The organism is Sinomonas halotolerans, from assembly GCF_039615075.1.
GTDB lineage: Bacteria > Actinomycetota > Actinomycetes > Actinomycetales > Micrococcaceae > Sinomonas > Sinomonas halotolerans.
Map to the genome: position 1 here is coordinate 26127 of NZ_JBDFRB010000008.1, position 19701 is coordinate 45827.

Below are 19701 nucleotides of genomic sequence, written 5' to 3' on the forward strand. Positions count from 1 at the left end.
CCCGCCTCGCGCACGTCCGCGGGCCCCCGGCCCGCGGCCCCGCCCCCGCCCGCGCGGCCGGCCCCGCCCCCATCTGCCGGGGCCGGCCGCGCGAAGCCCAGCGGCAGGTAGAACTCGCCGTCCCACGCGAAGGGCAGCACGTGCTCCCCGGGGGCCAGCGGCCGGTCGAGGCGCACGATGAGGGGCTGCTCCGGGGTCACGCTGCCGGGATCGCCTCCCTCCTCGAGCGTCAGCACGAGCGCGTCCGCCTCTGCCTCGCCCGCGCGGGTCGCGGACAGCGCGAACGACGACGACCCCTCGCCCTGCAGCGCGTCCGGCACCGGGGGCGCATCGAGGTCCCGGGTGGCGGACAGGGCGGGCGCGAGCTGGGCGCGGGCGCGCAGGGCAGGGTGGGGCGCGATGCCCACGCCCGGGGCGAGCTCGGCGCTGCGGTCCGGCGAGACGGCGACGCCGTCCCGTGGCCGGACGGAGACGACCTCGAGGCTGTGGGCATACCAGTCCGCGGCGGCTGCACCGGCGCCCTGGGGCTTGGCCCGCCGCGTGGCGGCCCGCCCGAGCACGGCGTCCAGACCGGTGGCGGTGGAGCGCACGGCCGCGTCCCGCGGGGGCGCGGAGACGTCGAGGTCGCCCTGCTGCAGGCCCCGGAGGTCGAACTCCTCCGTGCCGACCACGAGCTTGAGCACGTCCGTCACCTCGGTGACCCCGCGCTCCCACAGCGCGTCCGGCACGTCGGTGAGCAGCGCGATCTCGGTCGACTGGCCCGGCGCGAGCTGCTCGGACCCTGCCGGCACGGCGTCCGCGTAGACGCCGAAGGTGTCGGTCAGGTCCAGGAGCCCCACCCAGAGCGGCTGCTGGGACGTGTTGGTGGCCTTGACGGTGTAGCGGCGCGCGCGGTGGGTCCCGTCCGACTCGCGGACGTAGCCCAGGCGGATGGGGCCGGAGGCGGGGATGTCCCGTTCGCCCTCGCCGGCCTCGGCGTCGAGTCCGACGGCGATGCCGCCGTCCGCGATCCGGGAGCCGGGGTTCTGGAGGCGGAGGGTGCGCAGCCAGGCGGCCACGTGCTCGAGGACGCCGAGGGCCTCCTCGGGCGTCGACGCGCTGGGGGTGAGCTCGCGCTCGCTGCCCGCGCGCCTGATCGCGTAGTGGCCGGGCGTGCACGTCACCGTGGCCTCGGCCGGCTCGCCGGCGCCGGCCTCGGCCACGAGCCGCGGTCCCGCCGCATCGCGGTCCTCGAGGGACGAGCGGAGGGCCGCGGCGTCCTCCTCCGTGCCCTCGAGGGCCACGAGCAGCGGCGGCAGCGGGGTCGAGGTGACCACGGCGCGGTACACGCGGCCGGGGTCGAGGGCGCCCGAGGTGACGGTGATCGTCGCGGTGGCGGGGCCGGCGTCGGCCACCTCCGCGCTCGCCGCCGGGGCGCCGTCCTGGGCCATGATGTCCAGGAGCGTCCGCTCGTCGCGGACCGGGGAGAGAAGGCCGTGCATCGTGCCGCCGTCCACCGTCCAGCCCGTGTCCCCGTGGGTGGCCACGAAGTGCGGCGGGAGCGCCTCGACCGTCGCCCCGAGGAAGGGGCGGTCGAGGTCTGCGCCGTCGGAGGCCTCGAGCTGGGGCGTCTGCGCGCGGACAAGGGTACGGACGGTCGAGGCCAGCTGCCGGTGGACCTCGCGGTAGGTGAGCGCGCCGGGGCCGGCCGCGACGAGGGCCGCCTCGAGGGCTGCGGACATGGCGCCCCGGTGCTTCTCCCCGTGCACCACCTCCTTGGAGGTCTCGTTCGCGCGGCATCCGGAGAGCAGCACGTGCCGGGCCGCGGGAAGCGCCCAGCCGCTCTCGTCGCCCGCCTCGCGGGCGGCGCCCGGCGTGCGTGCGAGCGCGTCGACGGCGTCCGGGTCGAAGACGAAGCTTCCCAGGGGCCGCTCGCGGTGGTCCGCGGGGGCGCGGCGCCCGGCGGTGCCGTCCTCGAGCGCCGCGCGGGTCCCGCTCCCGGAATGGCAGCAGTCGAGGACGACGGCGAGATGCGGCTCGCGCGCGGCGACCTCGCCGAGGAGGGCGGCGAGCTCCTTGTCCGCGAGGTCCCACTGGCCCGGGGAGCGGCTGTCGAAGAGCACGAGGGTCTCATCGAGCCGATCCGGCTCGAGGTGCCACCACTTCTCCGGCGCCGGCTCCTGGGAGCCGTGGCCGCTGTAGTACAAGAGGGCGGCGTCGCCGGGTCCCGCCTGCGCGAGGTGCTCGCGGAAGCCGGCAACCACCGCCTCCCGGGTCGCCTGCCCGTCCAGGAGCGTGCGGATCCTGACGGGGCCTGCGGCCCGGGCCTCGAGGAGCTGCGCGAACGCCTCGATGTCGTTCCGGCAGCCGCGCAGGGGCGGGACCGGGGACTCGTAGGCGTCGATGCCCACCAGCAGGGCGTAGAGCGTCGGTTGGTGCGTCATGGCGGACTTCTCCCCTTCGGAGGATCGGGCGGGTGGGGGTGACGAGGGCCCTCAGACGATGCCCCAGGCGGTGATCGTCGAGGCGCCGAGGTAGTACGAGGGGTCGCCGTAGAGGGCGTAGGCGGCCCACGTGATGCCGTCCTGCTGGCTCGTGCGGACCTCCTCGCGCGCCCGGCGGAGGGCCTCGCCCACGCGCTGGCGCTTCTCGATGAGCTCGGAGTAGAACCGCACGGCAAGCTGCGCGGCCGTGTCGTCGAACACGGGCCAGAGCGCGCCGACGCATGCCTGGGCGCCGCCGTAGACGAACGCCGAGGCGAGCCCCTGGGCCCGGGCGATCGTGGAGCCGGTGGACTGGCCGGGCTGGGGCGAGGCGGACATGCTCGTCTCGCACGCGTTGAGGAAGACCACGGGATGGCCCTCGAGCAGCCGCTGCACGCGCGCGGCGCTGAACCGCTCGCCGTTGGCCAGGAGCAGGTAGCTCTGGTCCGGCTTCTCGGGGTTGTACCAGGCGTGCCCCACGTAGTGGATCAGGTCGTAGTTGCCGAGACTGAGCTCGTCGGTGAGCCGGCTGGACGTCACCTCGTCCTCGGTGCACAGCCTCGTGACGTGGGGAGCCGGCTTCATGCTGGCCAGCCGCTCCTCGATCGCCTCGATCTCGCGGTCGGCCTGTTCGAGCGGCTCGCCGTAGACCGAGCGGATGACCAGCACGCGCGAGCCCTCCCTGCGGCTGCCGCCGAGCGGCTCCCGGGTCCTCCGGGGGAAGGTCTGGCCAGCGGGCATGCGGGCGAACACGCGCTTGAGGCACAGGAAGTTGTTGCCGTCGTGGAGCAGCTCCCAGGGCAGCTCCGGGTTGTTGGACGTGATCGTGAGCGGGAGCGGGGAGGTCTCGTCGATGAGCCGCTGCATGGCGTCCGGGATCAGGAGGCTGTACATGCGCCGGCCGATCTTCTCGAGCCGCGTCGCCGGGTCCAGCTGGTCCAGATGCTCGTACTGTGCCCGCGCGGCAGGCACCGCGCGCCGCACCGGCGACTCCCCGGCGTCGTCCGCCTGGGCCTGGGCCCCGCCCGCCGCAGCGGCCATGGCCGAGCGGATCCCCTGGACCGCGCCCTCCGCGATCCGGCGCACGGTGCCCTTGAAGAGGTCCTGGTCAGCCACGAGCACCTCCACGTCGTCGTAGAGGTTGGTCTCCTGGATCGACTCGTACCCGGGACGGCGCAGCAGGACCTTGTAGGGCACGCCCTGGTTCACGTCCCCGCCGGAGATGAGGAACAGCTCGGCACGCCGGGCCAGGCGGCGCTCAGTGGTCTCCGCCTGGGCGATCCGCGCCTCGAAGGAGGTGATGTAGGAGTCGAACCTCTGCGGGTCCACGGCCCTCTCCGGCCCCTCCCCGGCCGTGAGGCCCTGGTCGGAGAGCAGCGTCAGGGCGTGCTGGACCGCGACCGCGACGCTGTCGTAGCGCCCGGCCTGGAAGTCGGCCTCGCTCGCCCGGAACTTCCCGATGCCCTCCACCGCGAGCGTCCGCTCGTTCTCGGCGTCCGCGAGCCGCACCAGGTCCGCCTTCTCGACGAGGCGCTGGAGGTGGTCGAAGTTCAGGCGGAGTGCACGGTACTGCTCCTTGAGCAGCTGGACGTACTCTTCGATGTTCCGGCGGCGTTCGAGGAGGTTCTCGTGGACCTGCTGCGCGACAGCCCAGAGCGGCTGGTCGAGCAGCTCCTCGAGGTGCGCGAGTCCGTGGGCGTCGCCCTCGGGCGGCCCGGCGGCGAGGACCGCGAGCTGGTGGTCCGCCTGCTCCACCACGCCGGCCAGCTTCCTGGCCACGTGGACCTCGCCCACGACGGCGGTGAGCCGCGTGCCGCCCAGGGAGTCGGCGAGGTCGCGCAGCTGCTCGAGGAGCGAGCGGCACTCGCTGAGGCGGTGGGCGGCCGCGGCGAGGCGGGCCGCAGAGACGTGGGGAGCTGCCGGAGCGGGAGGGGCCGGCGCGGGAGGCGCCGTGTCCGGAGGCTCGGGGGCAGGAGGGTCCGGGCGGCGGAGCGTGGAGGTGTCCACCGGGGCCCTCTCCTCGTGGAGCGCTGTCATGTCGCTGCGCCTCCCGTCGCCCCCCGGCCTGCGGTTCCCCGTCCTGTTGTCCCTGCCCGGGCCGCGCTCCCGGCGTGCCGCTTGGGGCCGATGTCCCGCGCGAGTGCGTCGATCTGGTCCTGGACGAACGCGGGAGTGTCGCTGCCCTCGACCGCGTCCCACTGCTCGCGCAGCGCCGCGAGGTTGGCCTGCTTGATCACGAGCATGAGGTTGGTCGCCGTCGTCTCCTCCGGCAGGCCGGATCCGGCGTTGGGCACCGCCGCGGCCGCCACGGGTTCGGGCTCCCTGGTCGACGCCTCGACGATGGGGCCGTCCGCGTTGAGGAACAGGACGGCCTGGGACCACTCGTCGCCGGCGGAGGGGGAGAAGCTGATCTGCTGCGCCCGCCCGGAGGCCACGGCCTGCGGGATCGTCGCCCCGGAAGCGAGGGCGAAGTAGAGCCCGCGCAGGAAGGCCCGGACGCCGTCGTCGCTGATCTTGCCGCGGATCCCCACGACCGCCCGGGTGCGGGTGGCGAGCTGGGAGGCGAGCTGGTCCGTGTTGCAGGCGGCCAGGACCAGCAGGCGCAGCTGCTCGCTCGTGTGCAGGCTCCGCGCGAGGCTCTTGGCGGGAACCGTGTCCGCCGGCCCCCCGGTCCCCGCGACCATGTCCTGCAGGCCCGAGCGGGTGGGCCGGCCCGTGCCCATGAGGTGGACCACGTGGGCCTCGTCGCGCTCCAGGGACTCGAGGATCTCCTTCGGGGAAGCGTCCGGGATGTGGTGCAGCCGGGCCTCGGGGAAGGCCTCCCGCATGATGGCGGGGTCCGCGCCCTGGTCCAGCCCGGGGATGCGCGTGGTGATGGCCAGCAGGCGGACGCGCTGCTGGGGGACGGGCTCGAGGGGTTTCTCGAGCTCCGCGGCCAGCTCGGGGTCCGCCGGCAGGAGCTGGCGGATGATCGACATGCCGGCGTCGAAGGAGACATAGGAGGTCGAGGTCGCGCTCGGGTCCGAGAGCAGCTCCCACGGCAGGCCCTGGACGGCGGGGGAGGAGCTGCGGATCACGATCAGCAGGCCGCGCTTCCTCCTGCGGTCTATCGCCTGGGCCCACGAGCGGCTGAGCCCGCCGGAGAACAGTTCGCTGAACAGCTGGGTGCCCACCTTGGCCCGAGCCTGCTCGGAGACCATGCTCGTGGAGGCCGCCATCGGCGAGGTGGCGTAGTTCCACTCGCTCCGGGCGACGAACTGGCCTCTGGTCACGCCCTCCACGCCGGAGAGGCGGGCCTCGACGTCGAACCGGTCTGAACTGCCGGAGACCGGACGGAACGTGACCACGAGCCTGATCGGCGCCCCGTGCGCCGGTCCCACGAATTCGGAGACGTCATTCTTGAAGAGGACCATGGGAGGTTCCTTGGGTGCGTGCGTCCTCGGGTGCCGCCCCCCGCCGGCAGCACTATCGTCCTGCCGTACGGGCCGTTCGGGAAGGGCTCGTCACCCACATTTTCCATTCGATGGATAAAAAGCCCTGTCAAGGCCGCGTGCTGCGTGCGCTCTTGACGGACCCGGCGTTCGGCGAGAAAATCCCCCGGCCCGCGGCGAGTTAACCTTCCCGGCGAGTTAACCTTCCCGTCGACGGAGCGTCGCCCGGGGCCATCCGTCCGGACGAACCACTGTCGCCTTCGCGGGATTCACTGGGCGCGCATCCCGACCCCGGCCGAAGGCTCCACCGTGCTCCTGCTGCGCCGCTGCGCTCCGATCCTCGCCCTGCTGGCCTCGCTGCCGGCGCTCCTGCTCGCCCTCGCCCTCCCGGCGTCCGCCCACGTGCGCGAGAGCACGGGCTACTCCTCCATCACCGCCGAGGGCTCCGAGGTCCGCTACACCCTGAGCCTTGAGTACGAGCTCCTCGCCCGCCTCGTCCAGCTCGGACCCGGCGCAGTGGAGGCGGCGGACGACGGCGCCCGGCAGCGCGCGCTCGACGAGGGCCGGGCGGCGCTCGGGGACTACCTCGGCGAGCGGGTGACGGTCGCGCTCGACGGGGCCATGTGCACCCCGGAGCTGGCCAATGCCGCCCCGGCGGAGCGCGACGGCATGGCCTACGCCCAGCTCGAGCTGGAGTTCGCCTGCCCGGGCGACTCCGGCGAGTACCGGGTCGGGTATGACGTCTTCTCCGAGCGGGACGCGATCGTGGACGCCCACACGAACCTCGTCGAGTACCGCCTCGGCGGCCATGAGGGCCGGGCGGTGATGGACGCCGAGACCCGGGAGTTCACCGCGGGGGAGGGCTCGCCCCTTGCCTCGAGCGTCCGCTTCGCCGGCATGGGGGTCGAGCACCTCCTGACGGGGCTCGACCACGTCCTGTTCGTCGTAGCGCTCCTCATCGGGGCGGGGTCCCTCCGCAAGCTCGTGGGCGTCCTGTCCATGTTCACGCTCGCCCACAGCCTCACCCTCGCCGCCGCGCTGCTGGGCTGGGTGCACGTCCCCGCCGAGATCGTGGAGCCGCTCATCGCGCTGTCCATCGCCTACGTGGGCGCGGAGAACCTCCTCGGCGCCAAGGGCCGGATGCCGGTCGTCTTCCTGTTCGGCCTCCTCCACGGGCTCGGCTTCGCCGGCACCCTGCAGGTCACGGACCGCGTCGACGGGTCCCTGATGCTCTCCCTGCTCAGCTTCAACGTCGGCATCGAGGCCGGCCAGCTCCTCCTGGTCGCGGTCGGCCTCCCCTTGATCCTGCTCGCACGGCGGTCCCGGTTCTCCGAGCCCGTCCTGCGCGGGGCGACCATCGCGGTCGCAGCGTCCGGTCTGTTCTGGTTCATCGAAAGGTTCTTCCTCGCATGAGACCCCTCCCACCCGAAAAGCGGCTCCGCGCCGCCCTCTACGGGGGCACCGCGGCGCTGGCCGCGCTCGTCGTCGCCGCCCCGCTCACCTCAGCCGTGGCAGAGACGGCGGAGACGCCGTCGGCCGCCGTCTCCGGCCGCGTCTTCGAAGACCGCAACGGCAACGACGCCTTCGATCCCGGCGAGCCCGCGCTCGCAGGCGTGAGCGTCTCGGACGGCAACAGCGTCGCCGTGACCGATGCCGAGGGCCGCTACAGCCTGGACCTGCCGGTCGAGCGCCGCGGCACCGACCTCGTCTTCATCACCCAGCCCTCCGGCTACTCGGTGGGCACGGACGAGTTCAAGACCCCGAAGTTCTACCGCAGCCTCGGCGCCCTCGCCGGGGGGGACGCGAAGACCGCGGACTTCGCCCTCGTCAAGGACACCAAGGCCGAGCGGAGCAACTTCACGTTCGGCAACGTCGCTGACCCGCACTACAACCCGCAGATGGCCCAGCAGATCACCGAGATCAACTCGACCCAGCAGGATCTCGCGTTCATCCAGGTCAGCGGCGACCTCACGGACCGTGCCACGGACACCGAGTTCGGCATCTACAAGGCCGCCACCGCCCTCTCGAAGGTGCCCGTGTGGCCGGCCGTGGGCAACCACGAGTACTCCCCGGGCACCACGTACGCGGAACGGATCAACAACTACCGCAACCACGTGGGCCCGGAGTGGTACTCCTTCGACTACGGCAACCGCCACTTCGTGGTGCTCGAGAACAACGGCGTCGCCCCCTTCGAGGAGCAGCTGACCTGGGTCAAGCAGGACCTCGAGCGCAACGTCGGGGACAAGAAGCTCGTGGTGCTCACGCACCAGCCCATGAACGTGCCGTTCGGCTCCCGCGAGGTCTACGACCAGTACGGGGCGCTGCTTGAGCAGTACAAGGCCGAGCTGATCCTCGTGGGCCACGAGCACTCCAACGACGTGGAACCGAACAGCGACTTCGCGGGCACGGCCAAGCACGTCCAGACCACCTCGAGCTCCTACACGATCGACAACTCCCCGCGCGGCTTCCGCTACGTGAGCATGACCGAGGACTCCTTCAAGAACCCCTTCCGCCAGTACTCGGCCGAGAAGGAGCTCACCATCACGAGCCCGGCCGACGGCGCCTCCGTGCCGCTCGCGGGCTTCCCGGGCATCCAGGCCAACGCCTACGACACCTCCGACGCCCCGCGCACCGTGGAGTTCAGGGTCGACGGCGGCAGCTGGCGCCCGCTCAAGGCCTCCGGGGAGTTCACGTGGCACTCCGCGCTGCAGCCTGACCTGCGCACGCTCGGCCAGCACACGCTCGAGGTGCGCGCGACCGACGCATCCGGCGCCTCGTGGAGCAAGAAGTCGACCTTCACGTTCACCGACGAGAAGGCCATCGCACCGGCCAAGGGCGCGGACTGGAGCCAGCACCACGGCGACGCCGCCCACTCGGGCGTCGCGGCCGACGCCGTGGGCAAGGACCTGCGCCTCGCCTGGTCGCACCGCACCGAGGGCACGTTCCTCACGGGCTCCCCGGCGATCATTGACGGCGTCGTGTACGCCGGCACGCGGGACGAGAACGGCGACGGCAACAGCGAGGTCCACGCCGTCCAGCAGGCCACGGGCAAGACGCTGTGGAGCTACGACGTTCCGTCCTCGGTCCACGGCAGCATCGCCGTCGCCGGGGGCAAGGTCTACGTGCCCACGCTCCGCGGCACGCTCTTCGCCCTCGACGCCGCCACCGGCCAGCTCGCGTGGCAGAACGACCCGGAGCCGGCCCCGGCACCGTACAACCAGCGCACCTACGGCTACTACGGCGTCACGGTGGCGGACGGCAAGGTCCTCTACCCGTACCAGACCCGCCACGGCGAGGCGAAGAACGGCCTCCTGCTGGCCCTGGACGCTGCGACCGGCAAGCGCGTGTGGGCCGCCCCGATGAGCGGCGCGACCATGAGCGACGGCACCCCCGCCGTGGCCGACGGCCGCGTCTACGTGGGCAACCAGACCGCCGACCGCATCCTCGCGTTCGACCTCAAGACCGGCGAGAAGGTGTGGCAGTCCGGGTCCTCCCTGGGCGGCTGGCAGGACGGCGTCCCCGCCGCGGCGGGCGGCAAGGTCTTCATCGGATCGAACAACGGCATCATCGCCCGTGACGGCGCCACCGGCGCGACCCTGTGGACGTACCGCAGCCAGAGCCCCTCGCAGCTGCGCGGCGGCGCCACCCCGGCGGCCCCGGCCATCCGCGGCAACGTGGTCTACATGGGCTTCCCGAGCGGCGAGGTCGCGGCGCTGGACGCCACGACCGGTGCCGTCCTGTGGACCAAGGTGCTCCCGGGCGCGCTGGACAAGGGCGGCGTGCACACGTCCCCGGCCGTCTCCGGTGACCGGCTCTTCGTGGGCTCGAACAACGGCTCCTTCTACTCCCTCGACGTCGCCACCGGCGAGGTCACCTGGGAGTACAGGATCGGCTCCTGGGTCACCGCCGGACCGGCCGTGAGCGGCAACACGGTCGTGGCGGGCGCCTTCGACGGCAACCTGTACGCGTTCACTGCGAAGTGACGCTGGGAAGTGACGCTGGCGTGATCGTCGCGCGGTAAGGGACAGACCGGCGCACGACGGCGGGGGGCGGCCCAGGCGGGCCGCCCCCCGCTGCGCGTTCACCGGGAGTCTCCCCGGAGCTGGTGCCCGGTTAACGGGTGCCCGCCAAGCTGGGCTGCATGCCACTCCACCTGCCGGGCAACGCCCACCTCGTCGACCGCCGCCTCTTCCTCGCTGGGACCGCGGCTGTCTCCGCTGCAGCCACTCTGGCCGTCACCCCGGCCACGAGGGCCGATGCCGCGGCCGTGTCCGCGCGGCCCGTGGGAGACCCCTTCACGCTCGGCGTGGCGTCCGGCGATCCGACGCCCACCGGGGTGGTGCTGTGGACCCGCCTCGCACCGAAGCCCTTCGAACCTGACGGCGGGATGCCGCCGGGCCACGCCGTCGTCGAGTGGCGCATCGCCACAGACTCGGGGATGCGCAACATCGTGCTCGGCGGGACCGCGCACGCGCCTGCGGAGCTGGGCCGCTCGGTGCACGTCGAGGCCGAGGGCCTGCAGCCGGAGAGCGAGTACTTCTACGAGTTCAAGTTCCGCAGCCACGTCTCCCCGACGGGCCGCACCAAGACCCTGCCCGCGCCGGGGGCGGACGTGCAGCAGCTCGACTTCGCCTTCGTCTCGTGCCAGAAGTGGGACGACGGCTTCTTCCCGTCCTACCGGCACATGGCTTCGGAGGATCTCGATCTCGTGGTGCACCTGGGCGACTACGTCTACGAGTACGGGATGTCCCCGAGCGGCGGGCTCCGCCGCACTCCGGTCCCCGCCGCGGCCCAGCCTGCCCCGCAGACCCTCGAGCAGTGGCGGGCACGCTACGCCCTCTACAAGTCGGACCCCGACCTCCAGGCCGCCCACGCGCGCTTCCCCTTCGTGGTGACGTGGGACGACCACGAGGTCAAGAACGACTACGCCGGCGGCTGGGAGGGGCAGACCGCCGCCTTCACCGCGGTGCGCGCGGCCGCCTACATGGCGTACTACGAGCACCAGCCGCTGCGGGCCCGCTCCCTTCCGCGGGGGACCGACATGCAGCTGTACCGCAGGCTCCGCTACGGCCGGCTTGCCCAGCTGGACATGCTCGACGGCCGCCAGTACCGTGACGCGCCTCCCTGCGGCTGGGGCGAGGCCCCCGCCTGCGAGGCGGCGTACGACCCGTCGATCAGCATGCTCGGCTCCGCCCAGGAGCGCTGGCTGTACGACGGCCTGCGCACCGCCGGTGTCCGGTGGAACATCCTGGGCAACAATGTCATGGTCTCCCGGCTCGACCACGACGGCGTGGAGGGCGAACTCCTGTGGCACGACGCCTGGGACGGCTTCCCGGCGGCGCGGAAGCGCCTGCTGGACGTCATCGCGGAACCCTCGGTGCGCAACGCCGTCTTCGTCACGGGGGACTGGCACTCGACGTTCGTCAACGATGTCCACCTCGACTTCGACCGCCCCGGCTCCCCGGTGGTCGCGACCGAGTTCGTGGGGACGTCGGTCAGCACGAACGGCGATCGGGCGGTCTACGGCCCGTACTACGGGCCGATGATCGGCTTCAACCCGCACATCAGGTTCTTCGACGGCGACCGCCGCGGCTACGTCCGGTGCCGCGTGACGCCGGAGCGCTGGCGCACCGAGTTCCGCATGGCCACGAGCGTGGCGACGCGCGACGCCGGGCAGTACACCCACGCCGCGTTCGAGATCGAGGACGGCAGGCCGGGAGCGGTCCGCGTGTAGTGGGCCCCGCCGCAGGGCACCGTGGCTTTCTGCCCTATCCGCCCTTCCCCGCGAGGGGAACAGTGGATGGCAGGAACCGTGCACGAGACGCACGGTGCGGCGTGAGAGGAGTCAGCCATGGCCGGAATCGTGGACCGCGGTCCCTGGGGAGTGCGGCACCGGAATGCGTCGTCGGTGTCCGACTCGCCCGCGCAGTCGCGGGCGCGGGAGCGGGCCGTCGCCACCCAGTCCATCGCGGGTGCGCGGGCGCTCGCGGTCCTGAGGATCACCCTCGGGTTCATCTTCATCTGGGCCTTCTTCGACAAGCTCCTCGGCCTGGGGTTCTCCACGCCCCCCGAGAAGTCCGTCCTGTCCGGAGGGTCACCCACCACCGCCTACATCAGCGGTCTGAAGGGAACGCTGTCGGAGGGGTTCCACACGCTGGCCAACCAGCCCTGGGTCGACTGGCTCTACATGGTGGGCGTGCTGGGCCTCGGGCTGGCCCTCATCACGGGCGTCGCACTCCGCGTGGCAACCGTGGGCGGAGTGGCCCTTCTGCTGCTCATGTGGCTTTCCGTGCTTCCGATCAGGACCAACCCGTTCGTGGACCAGCACATCATCTACGCGCTCGTGCTGATCGCGCTGACGCTCAACCACGCGGGGGACACGTGGGGCCTCGGCCGGTGGGTATCGCGTACTGTCGGCCCGCGGACTGGGAGCTGGCTGCGCTGAGCCTGAGGGTGTGGAGTGGCAGGCGGCGGCCGGCTGCGACCGGCCGCCGCCGGCTAGTGGCAGCTCCATGAGAGCGGCCGCCAGCGCCGTCAGAGCGGCTTGGCGTCCTTCCGGAAGGCGATCCACTGGCGCTCGAAGCTCTCGCGCGCCCGCACCGCCGTCTCCTGCTCGAGCGCGTGCAGGCGCCCGAGGCTGAAGGTGTTCACGCCCTCGGCGTGCGCCTGCACCGCCAGCTCGCGCAGGAAGTCGCGACTCACCACGCTGTCCTGCAGGTCGCCGAGGACCTCCTGGATCTCCTCGGCCGCCTTCTCCGTCTTCGCCGCCCGCTTGCCGTGCACGGCCCCGGCGGCTTCGGCGGCATAGCGGAGGCGCTTGGCCTTCTTGCGCACCTCGTGCAGCGCCTCGTCCACCGCGGAGTCCTCTGCGTCCCCGGACTCGGCGGCGTCCTCGGCGTCCTCCGCCGCGCGCACGGCCTTCTGGAGCCGCTTGAGGTCCTTCGCCACGAGCTTCGCCACGGCCTTGTGCGCCTTCTTCCTGCCCGCTCGCTCGAGCGGCGGGTCCGCGACGAACGCGTCGAGCGCGTCGAGCAGGCGGAAGTAGCGCTCGCTGTCCAGCGCCTCGAGGCCGGTGGCGTGGGCCTCGCGGTACCCGCTCGCGCACTCCTGCTCGATCCTCTCCACCACGTCGCCCATGAGCAGCTCATCCGGCTCGGCCTCCGCGAGCTCCACGAGCCGCTCCCGCATGACCTCCACGTCCCGCGCGTCGCCCACCTCGTGCGCGAGCCACTTGAGCTCGTCGCGCAGGTGGTTCGCGGCGTCGGCGTCGACGAGGGGCCGGTAGGTCGCGAGCGCCGAGCGCATCCGCCGGGCGCTCACGCGGAGCTGGTGCACGGAGTCCGGCGCGTCCCGGCGGACCTCGGGGTCCGCCGCCTTGAGGGCGTCCGCCTGCCGCTGGAGGTAGTCCTGGAGCACGACGGCGGCCGGCCCCTTCCGCTTCGGCGTGCGCCGTTGCCCGGGCTGGCTAGGGTAGGAAGGGCCGAGGGCGCGGGCGAGCTTGGACGGGAGCTCGGCGGGGTGGACCCCGGCGTCGGCCAGGAGGCGGTCCGCCGCCTCGAGGAGGTCCTCGGAGCCGTCCACGAGCTCGAGCTCCCACTCGCGCCATGCCTGCGTCCGCCCGGCGCCGGCCTCGGGGTCGGTGCTGTTGCGGTCCCCGGGCGGCGGCAGGAGGGCCTCGGCGTCCACGTGGTCGTCGGTGGCCTCCGCGAGCACGGTCCCCGAGGCATCGAGCAGGGGGAACGAGAGGCGCCGTGTCCTGAGCCGGGCCACCGGCACAAGCTCCCGGCCCCGCACGTGGACCGCGACGAGGCCGCGGAGCCGCTGGGGCACCTCGGGCGCGCCCTCGCCGTCGTCCTCCGCGCCGAGCGGCTCGGTGACCTCCGTGCGCGCGCCCTTGGGGGCGGGGAGCTTGAGGTGCCAGCCGGCGTCGAGCCCGCCCGTGCGACGCCGCAGCGTGATTCCGTGGGCGGCGAGGACCAGATCCGCGGTGTCGAAGTACAGGGCGTTGAGGTAGTGGGTGACCGGTTTTCCGGTCCGTTCCACGCCGGGGAGCTCCACGAGCCTGGGCGCGGGCGTGCTCTGGTCCACGGTGTACTTGCGCTCCACCTCGAGGGCGTCCCTGCCGGCCATCCACCCAGCCTAGGCCAGACCCCTCGAGGAGTCAGCCCCACGCCGTCGAGAAGCCACCGCCTCCGGGCCGAGGCAATCGAGGGACTCTCCCTGGCACGTCATATCGATTTCTTTGAGGAGTCACGGACTTCCTTTCAGAGTCAAGGAATTGGCGCGCTGAAAGGGGCCTGATATCCGTCCGGAATTGACGTGGCACATGGTGGAATATCCCAGGCCATGGCGATTGCGCGTGGTCTCACTATGGGGAAATGGGGAATCGGTGGACTACACGTCTGCGTCGCTTGAGAAGAGGCCGGGCAAGCCGAACAGGAAGACCTTCTGGACCATCGCGATCCTTGCGCTGCTCCTCCTTCTCGTCCTCGCGGCACCGCCTCTGGGTGTCCTCGCGGGGCTCGTCCTGCTCATCGTGGCGGGGGTGAGGCTCATCGTCCGGCGCCGCCACCCCAAGGCCCGCACCATCACCATGGCCGTGAGCGCGTTCGTCGCCCTCGTCGTCGCCGGCGGGATGGTTGCCGCCACGGCGGCCGACGACAGCGCGAGGGCCGCCCTCAGCTCGGGCGTGCCCACGGAGACCGCTTCCGCGACGCCCACGCCGTCGTGCCCTTCGCCGACGCCGACCGTGACCGTCACGGCGACCGCTACGGCAACCGCCACGGAGACGGCCACCGCCGCTTCCACTCTGGGCAGCACCACTGAGCCGAGTGAGACGCCCAGTGAGACGCCGAGCGAGACCCCCAGCGAAACGCCGAGCGAGACGGCCAGCCCCGAAGCCTGCCCGACCGCCACCGCCACCGTGCTCGTCGCGGCCCACGCTGCAGGGGACACGTGCACGAAGGCCGGAGCGAAGTACTCGTTCGAGGCCGAGGACCTCGTGTGCGACCGCGACCGCTCGGGCGCGCTCCGCTGGCTCCTCGTCGCGACGGCCGCCGAGATCAACGCCGAGCGCAAGGCCAAGGCCGCCGAGAAGGCCGCGGCCGAGAAGGCGGCGGCTGAGAAGGCGGCGGCTGAGAAGGCGGCAGCTGAGAAGGCGGCCGCGGAGGCCGCCGCTGCCCAGCGCCAGCAGGTCTACGCCGAGCCCTCCCCGGAAGGTGAGGCCCCTATGACTTCGGTGACCGGGACCGTCACCGCTGGCGCCTTCTGCAAGTCATCACTCGCGGGCCAGACCGGATACACGTCAACCGGGCTTCTGGTGCACTGCACGAAGGCTGCCGGCGACGACCGCTACCGCTGGCGGCAGTAGGCGAACGTTCTGCGAGGAGCGAGCACACGAGGGGAGCGAGGGACGAGTGGGCTTCGCGTCTGCGCCGCGGGGGACGCGCTCCCGTGCGCGGCTGAAGAAGACGGCGTGGACCGTCGCGGTGCTCGTGCTGCTCCTGGTCCTCGTGGTGGCCGCGCCGCCGCTCGCCATCGGGGTGGGGACGTCGCTGCTGGGCGTGACGGGCATCCGGCTCGTCGTCCGGCGCCGTCGTCCCCGGGGCCGCACGATCGCCATGGCAGTGGGCGCGTTCGCCGCGACGGCCGTGTCCATGGGGATGGTGGCCGCGACCGCCGTCGAGAGCGGCCCACGCCCCGCTCCCGGAACGCGCTGGGGGACAGACACCGGTTCGGCGGTCCCGACGCGCTCGTGCCCCTCGCCCGTCCCCACGGTGACCGTGACCGCCCTGGCCAGTGCGGCGCCGTCGTCCGCCACGTCCGGCCGGCGCGCGGCACCCGCCGCGGGGACGACCGCCTGCCCGAGCGCGACCGCCACGGTCGTGATCGCCGCCCACGCCCCCGGCGACGAGTGCGCGGAGGCCGGGGCGGCGTACTCGTTCGAGACCCTCAGCCTCGTCTGCGGGCCCGACCGCCCCGGAACGCTGCGGTGGCTCCTGCCGCCGGTCGCCGCAGAGATCGCCGCCGGGCGGCACGCGAAGGAAGCCGCGCGGGCTGCCGCCGCCAGGAAGGCTGCGGAGAAGAAGGCCGCAGCGGAAGCGGCCGCGAAGGAGGCGAAGCAGGCTGCTGCCGACAAGGCGGCCGAGAAGTCGGCGCCGCCGCAGCGGCCGTAGGGTGAGGGGAGTGCCGTCTCCGAGGAGGATCCCATGACCGCAGTCTCCATCTCCGCCCGCGCCGTCCTGCTGGACATGGACGGGACCCTCGTGAACTCGGACGCGGTCGTGGAGCGGCTGTGGGCCGAGTGGGCCGAGGTGCAGGGGCTGCCGTGGGACGTGGTGGAGCCGGTGATCCACGGCCGCCAGGGCTGGCTGACCATGTCGATGCTCCTCCCGGAGAGGCCCATGGAGGCCAACCTCGCGGACGAGGCCCGCATGCTGGACGAGTCCCGCACCGACGTGGGAGGGGTAGTGCCTGTCCCCGGTGCCCCCGCGTTCCTCGCGGCGCTCGCGGGCCTGCCGCACGCGCTTGTGACCTCCGCCGACGAGGATCTGGCCCGCCGCCGCATGGGCGCCGCCGGCCTGCCCTACCCCGAGGTCGCGGTGACCGCTGACCTCGTGACCGCGAGCAAGCCGGACCCCGAGGGCTTCCTCCAGGCCGCCGCCCGCCTCGGCGCGGCGCCGGGGGAGTGCCTCGTGCTCGAGGACTCCGAGGCCGGGATCGCCGCGGGCCTCGCCGCGGGGATGCGCGTGCTCGGGATCGGCGCCCGGGCCGCCCAGTTCGCGCCGACCTTCTGGGCGGCGGACCTCACCGCGGTCGCCGTCGCCCGGGCGCACGACGGCGAGGTGCGGCTCACGCTGGGCCGCGCCGGCTGACGCTGGGGGCAGTCTCCCTGTCCCGGAGGGCCTGGGCGAGGATCTGGACCAGATGCCGGCTTTCCAGCCCTGCAAGGTCCTGCACCTGCGTGCGGCAGGAGAACCCGTCGGCGAGGATTCCCCGGTCTGGTTCTTCGGCGGCCTTGGCGAGGATGCCGTCCCGTGCGATCTTCTCCGAGACTTCGTAGTGGCCCTTCTCCATCCCAAAATTGCCTGCGAGCCCGCAGCAGCCTGCGGAGGTCTCGACGTCGCACCCCATGGATTCGAGCAGGGTGCGGTCCGCTCCGTAGCCCATGACCGCCTGATGGTGGCAGTGAGGCTGGACGAGGAGTTTCTCGGCCGCAGCCGGGGGCTCCCACCCGATTGACGTGAGGAATTCTGCAACGGTTCTGACCGAGCCGGCGAGCTCGGCTGCGCGGGGGTCGTCCGGGAGGAGTTCGAGGAGGTCTGAGCGGAGAGTGGCGGTGCAGCTGGGCTCGAGACCGATGATGGTCCGCCCCGCCCGGACCGACGGTATCAGCAGGTCTAGCGTCCGGCGGAGCTTCGCCTTCGCAGCGGCCAGCTGGCCTGTAGAGATGAGGGTGAGGCCGCAGCAGGCTCCTGGCGCGGCGATCTCTACGTCGCAGCCGGCGGCGGTGAGGACCTCGAGCGCGTCCCGCGGGACGTCGGGGGCCATCGCGTCCGAGAACGAGTCGACCCAGAGCAGGACCCGGTGCCGGCCTGATGTCTGCTGGGCACGACGGCGGGCGGCTCGGTCCCAGCGGAACGGTGCCAGCGGGACGGCTGGCAGGGAACGGCGGTTGTCCGCGCCCATCAGGGTCATCATGGCCCGGCGCAGTGCGGGGAGCCGGCTGGCGAGGTTGACCATGGGGGCGAAGGGCGCAGCGAGCCTGAGCCACTGCGGGAGCCGACCGAGGGTGTAGTGGCTCAGAGGGCGCACGCGGCCCTTGTAGGTCTGGTGGAGGGCTTCGGATTTGAACATGGCCATGTCGATGCCCGTAGGGCAGTCGTTGGCGCAGGCCTTGCAGCTCAGGCAAAGGTCGAGGGCCTCGTGGACTTCGGGCGAACTCCAGCCGAGCGTGACGACGCCACCGTTGAGCATCTCCTGCAGGGTGCGCGCGCGGCCGCGGGTGGAGTCCTTCTCGTCGCGGGTGGCGATGTAGGAGGGGCACATGAATCCGCCTTCAGCGCGAAGGTCCGCGCGGCATTTGCCCACCCCGACGCAGCGGTGCACTGCTGTCGTGATGTCGCCGCCGTCGTGGGCGAAGGCGAAGCCGTCGATCGCCGTGAGCGGAAGCGCGTGGGGGCGGCGGAGGTCTGCGTCCAGCGGGGCAGGGCGGACGACGACGCCGGGGTTCATGAGGTCCTCCGGGTCGAAGAGGGCTTTGAACTCCTCCATCGCGCGGATCGCCTCCCGTGAGTACATCGTGGGGAGCAGTTCGGAGCGGGCCCGACCGTCCCCGTGCTCGCCAGAGAGTGAGCCTCCGTGCTCGGCGGCCAGGGCGGCGGCACGCTCGAGGAAGCGGCGCATGAGGGCGCCGTCCTGCTCTAGCGGGAAGTCGATCCGGACGTGGACGCAGCCGTCGCCGAAATGCCCGTAGGCCAGACCGGAGAGCGCCTCTTCGCGCATGAGCGCTGCAAGACTGCGCAGGTACGCGCCGAGCCGCTCGGGCGGCACCGCCGAGTCTTCCCACCCGGGCCAGGCCTGCTCGCCAGCAGCCGTTCGCCCCGCGAGCCCTGCCCCGTCCGCCCGGATCTGCCACAGCCGCGTGGCGTCGGGCCCGGCAGGGAGCACGACGGCCTCGCGGGCGCTGGAGGCGGCGGCGAGCTTCTCGGCCGCCGCGACCGCCTCCTCGGAGGTGGCCCCGCCGACCTCGGCCATCAGCCAGCCCCCGCCGGCGGGCAGCGCCGGGACGCTGCCGGTCCCGTGCGCTCGGCGGACGACGTCCACGAGTTGGGCGTCCAGGCCCTCCAGGGCGAGGGGGCGGAAGGGCAGCAGGGCCGGGACATCGTCCGCCGCAGTGGCCATGTCCGCGTAGCCGAGCACGGCCAAGGCCGGTGCCGCCGCCCGGGGGACGAGCCGGACGGTTGCCTCGAGCAGGATCCCGCAGCTGCCCTCGGTCCCCGTGAGCGCCGCCGCGAGGTTCCGCCCGTTCTCCGGCAGCAGGTGCTCGAGCGAGTAGCCGGAAATCTGCCGGCCGAAGCGGCCGAACTCGGTGCGCAGCACCGACAGGTTGCCCGCGAGGAACGCCTCAAGCCCGGGCACGGCTGCGAGCGCGTCCTGGCCCGAGCCGACGGTGATGACCTCGCCGGTGCCAGTCAGCCAGGTCATCGACACCACGTTGTCCGCCGTGCGCCCGTACGCGAGCCCGTGCGGGCCGCACGCGTTGTTCCCGATCATCCCTCCGATCGTGCACCGGGTCGCCGTCGACGGATCGGGCCCGAACCGCAGCCCGAACGGGGCGGCGGCCTCCTGCAGCGCGGTGAGCACAACCCCAGGCTCGACGACAGCCGTGGAGGCCTCGGCGTCGATCGCCAGGACACGGTCCATGAACCGGGAGAAGTCGATCACGAGCCCCGGTCCCAGCGCGTTGCCCGCGCACGAGGTGCCCCCGCCGCGCACGGTGACGGGAATGCCGTGCTGACGCGCACAGGCCACTGCGGCGACCACGTCCGCGGCCGAGCGGGGCATGAGGACCGCTTCTGGCACCACGCGGTAGTTCGAGGCGTCGGACGCATAAAGCGCCCTGGCCAGGGAGGAATCGTCAACGATGCCCCCCGTTCGGGACCGCAGGTCGTCGATGAACGGCTGGCCCTGCCGTGTAGCGGGACTGACGGTACTCGTGGCCATGTTCTGCTGCTGCTCCCTGCTGGGTCGGATCGGAGTTGAGTCGGATCGGCACAGGGCCGGATCGCCATCTGTTGAATGAGTGC

The 19701-nt window shown here is 72.6% G+C and carries 12 protein-coding genes; 7 read left to right on the forward strand and 5 right to left on the reverse strand.

The features are described 5' to 3' along the window. The 3 genes from ABCQ75_RS10435 to ABCQ75_RS10445 form a co-directional block, all read right to left on the reverse strand. Window positions 1–2423, reverse strand: a 2423-nt coding sequence (locus ABCQ75_RS10435; RefSeq protein WP_345885305.1) for a caspase family protein, incomplete at its 3' end; no start/stop codon positions are given. Between the two features lie 51 nt (window positions 2424–2474). Then, a complete protein-coding gene (locus ABCQ75_RS10440) occupies window positions 2475–4499 on the reverse strand; it encodes a CHAT domain-containing protein (protein ID WP_345885306.1) in 2025 nt (674 codons plus the stop codon). Further along, complete coding sequence (locus ABCQ75_RS10445) at window positions 4496–5875, reverse strand: CHAT domain-containing protein (protein ID WP_345885307.1); 1380 nt, start codon at window positions 5873–5875, stop codon at window positions 4496–4498. The genes ABCQ75_RS10440 and ABCQ75_RS10445 overlap by 4 nt, the downstream gene beginning before the upstream one ends. A gap of 327 nt (window positions 5876–6202) precedes the next feature. On the opposite strand from ABCQ75_RS10445, the gene ABCQ75_RS10450 reads away from it, so the two are divergent. The 4 genes from ABCQ75_RS10450 (at window position 6203) to ABCQ75_RS10465 (ending at window position 12338) form a co-directional block, all read left to right on the forward strand. Continuing rightward, window positions 6203–7306, forward strand: coding sequence for a HupE/UreJ family protein (locus ABCQ75_RS10450; protein ID WP_345885308.1), 1104 nt, complete (start codon window positions 6203–6205; stop codon window positions 7304–7306). Then, a complete protein-coding gene (locus ABCQ75_RS10455; RefSeq protein ID WP_345885309.1) occupies window positions 7303–9876 on the forward strand; it encodes an outer membrane protein assembly factor BamB family protein in 2574 nt (857 codons plus the stop codon). The genes ABCQ75_RS10450 and ABCQ75_RS10455 overlap by 4 nt, the downstream gene beginning before the upstream one ends. Before the next feature lie 158 nt (window positions 9877–10034). Continuing rightward, window positions 10035–11627, forward strand: coding sequence for an alkaline phosphatase D family protein (locus ABCQ75_RS10460; RefSeq protein ID WP_345885310.1), 1593 nt, complete (start codon window positions 10035–10037; stop codon window positions 11625–11627). A gap of 117 nt (window positions 11628–11744) precedes the next feature. After that, entirely contained in the window at window positions 11745–12338 is a 594-nt protein-coding gene (locus ABCQ75_RS10465) for a hypothetical protein (RefSeq protein ID WP_345885311.1), read from the forward strand. An 89-nt stretch (window positions 12339–12427) separates the two neighbouring features. Here the strand turns inward: ABCQ75_RS10465 and ABCQ75_RS10470 are convergent, their stop codons facing one another. After that, entirely contained in the window at window positions 12428–14023 is a 1596-nt protein-coding gene (locus tag ABCQ75_RS10470) for a CYTH and CHAD domain-containing protein (RefSeq protein ID WP_345885312.1), read from the reverse strand. 259 nt (window positions 14024–14282) lie between these two features. Here ABCQ75_RS10470 and ABCQ75_RS10475 point away from each other — a divergent pair, with 259 nt between their 5' ends. From ABCQ75_RS10475 to ABCQ75_RS10485, 3 genes are read left to right on the forward strand one after another with little or no spacing between them, the layout of a single operon-like run. Then, complete coding sequence (locus ABCQ75_RS10475; RefSeq protein ID WP_345885313.1) at window positions 14283–15263, forward strand: hypothetical protein; 981 nt, start codon at window positions 14283–14285, stop codon at window positions 15261–15263. Window positions 15264–15309: 46 nt separating this feature from the next. Continuing rightward, window positions 15310–16068 (forward strand): hypothetical protein, encoded by a 759-nt coding sequence (locus tag ABCQ75_RS10480; RefSeq protein ID WP_345885314.1) that lies wholly within the window; start codon window positions 15310–15312, stop codon window positions 16066–16068. Window positions 16069–16101: 33 nt separating this feature from the next. Then, window positions 16102–16767 carry an HAD-IA family hydrolase gene (locus ABCQ75_RS10485; RefSeq protein WP_345885315.1) on the forward strand — a complete coding sequence of 222 codons (666 nt, stop codon included), beginning with the start codon at window positions 16102–16104 and terminating at the stop codon, window positions 16765–16767. On the opposite strand, the gene ABCQ75_RS10490 is transcribed toward ABCQ75_RS10485, so the two are convergent. Next, window positions 16745–19618, reverse strand: a complete 2874-nt coding sequence (locus ABCQ75_RS10490) for an FAD-binding and (Fe-S)-binding domain-containing protein (protein WP_345885316.1) — start codon at window positions 19616–19618, stop codon at window positions 16745–16747. The two genes, ABCQ75_RS10485 and ABCQ75_RS10490, sit on opposite strands and share 23 nt — an antisense overlap. Window positions 19619–19701: the final 83 nt, after the last annotated feature.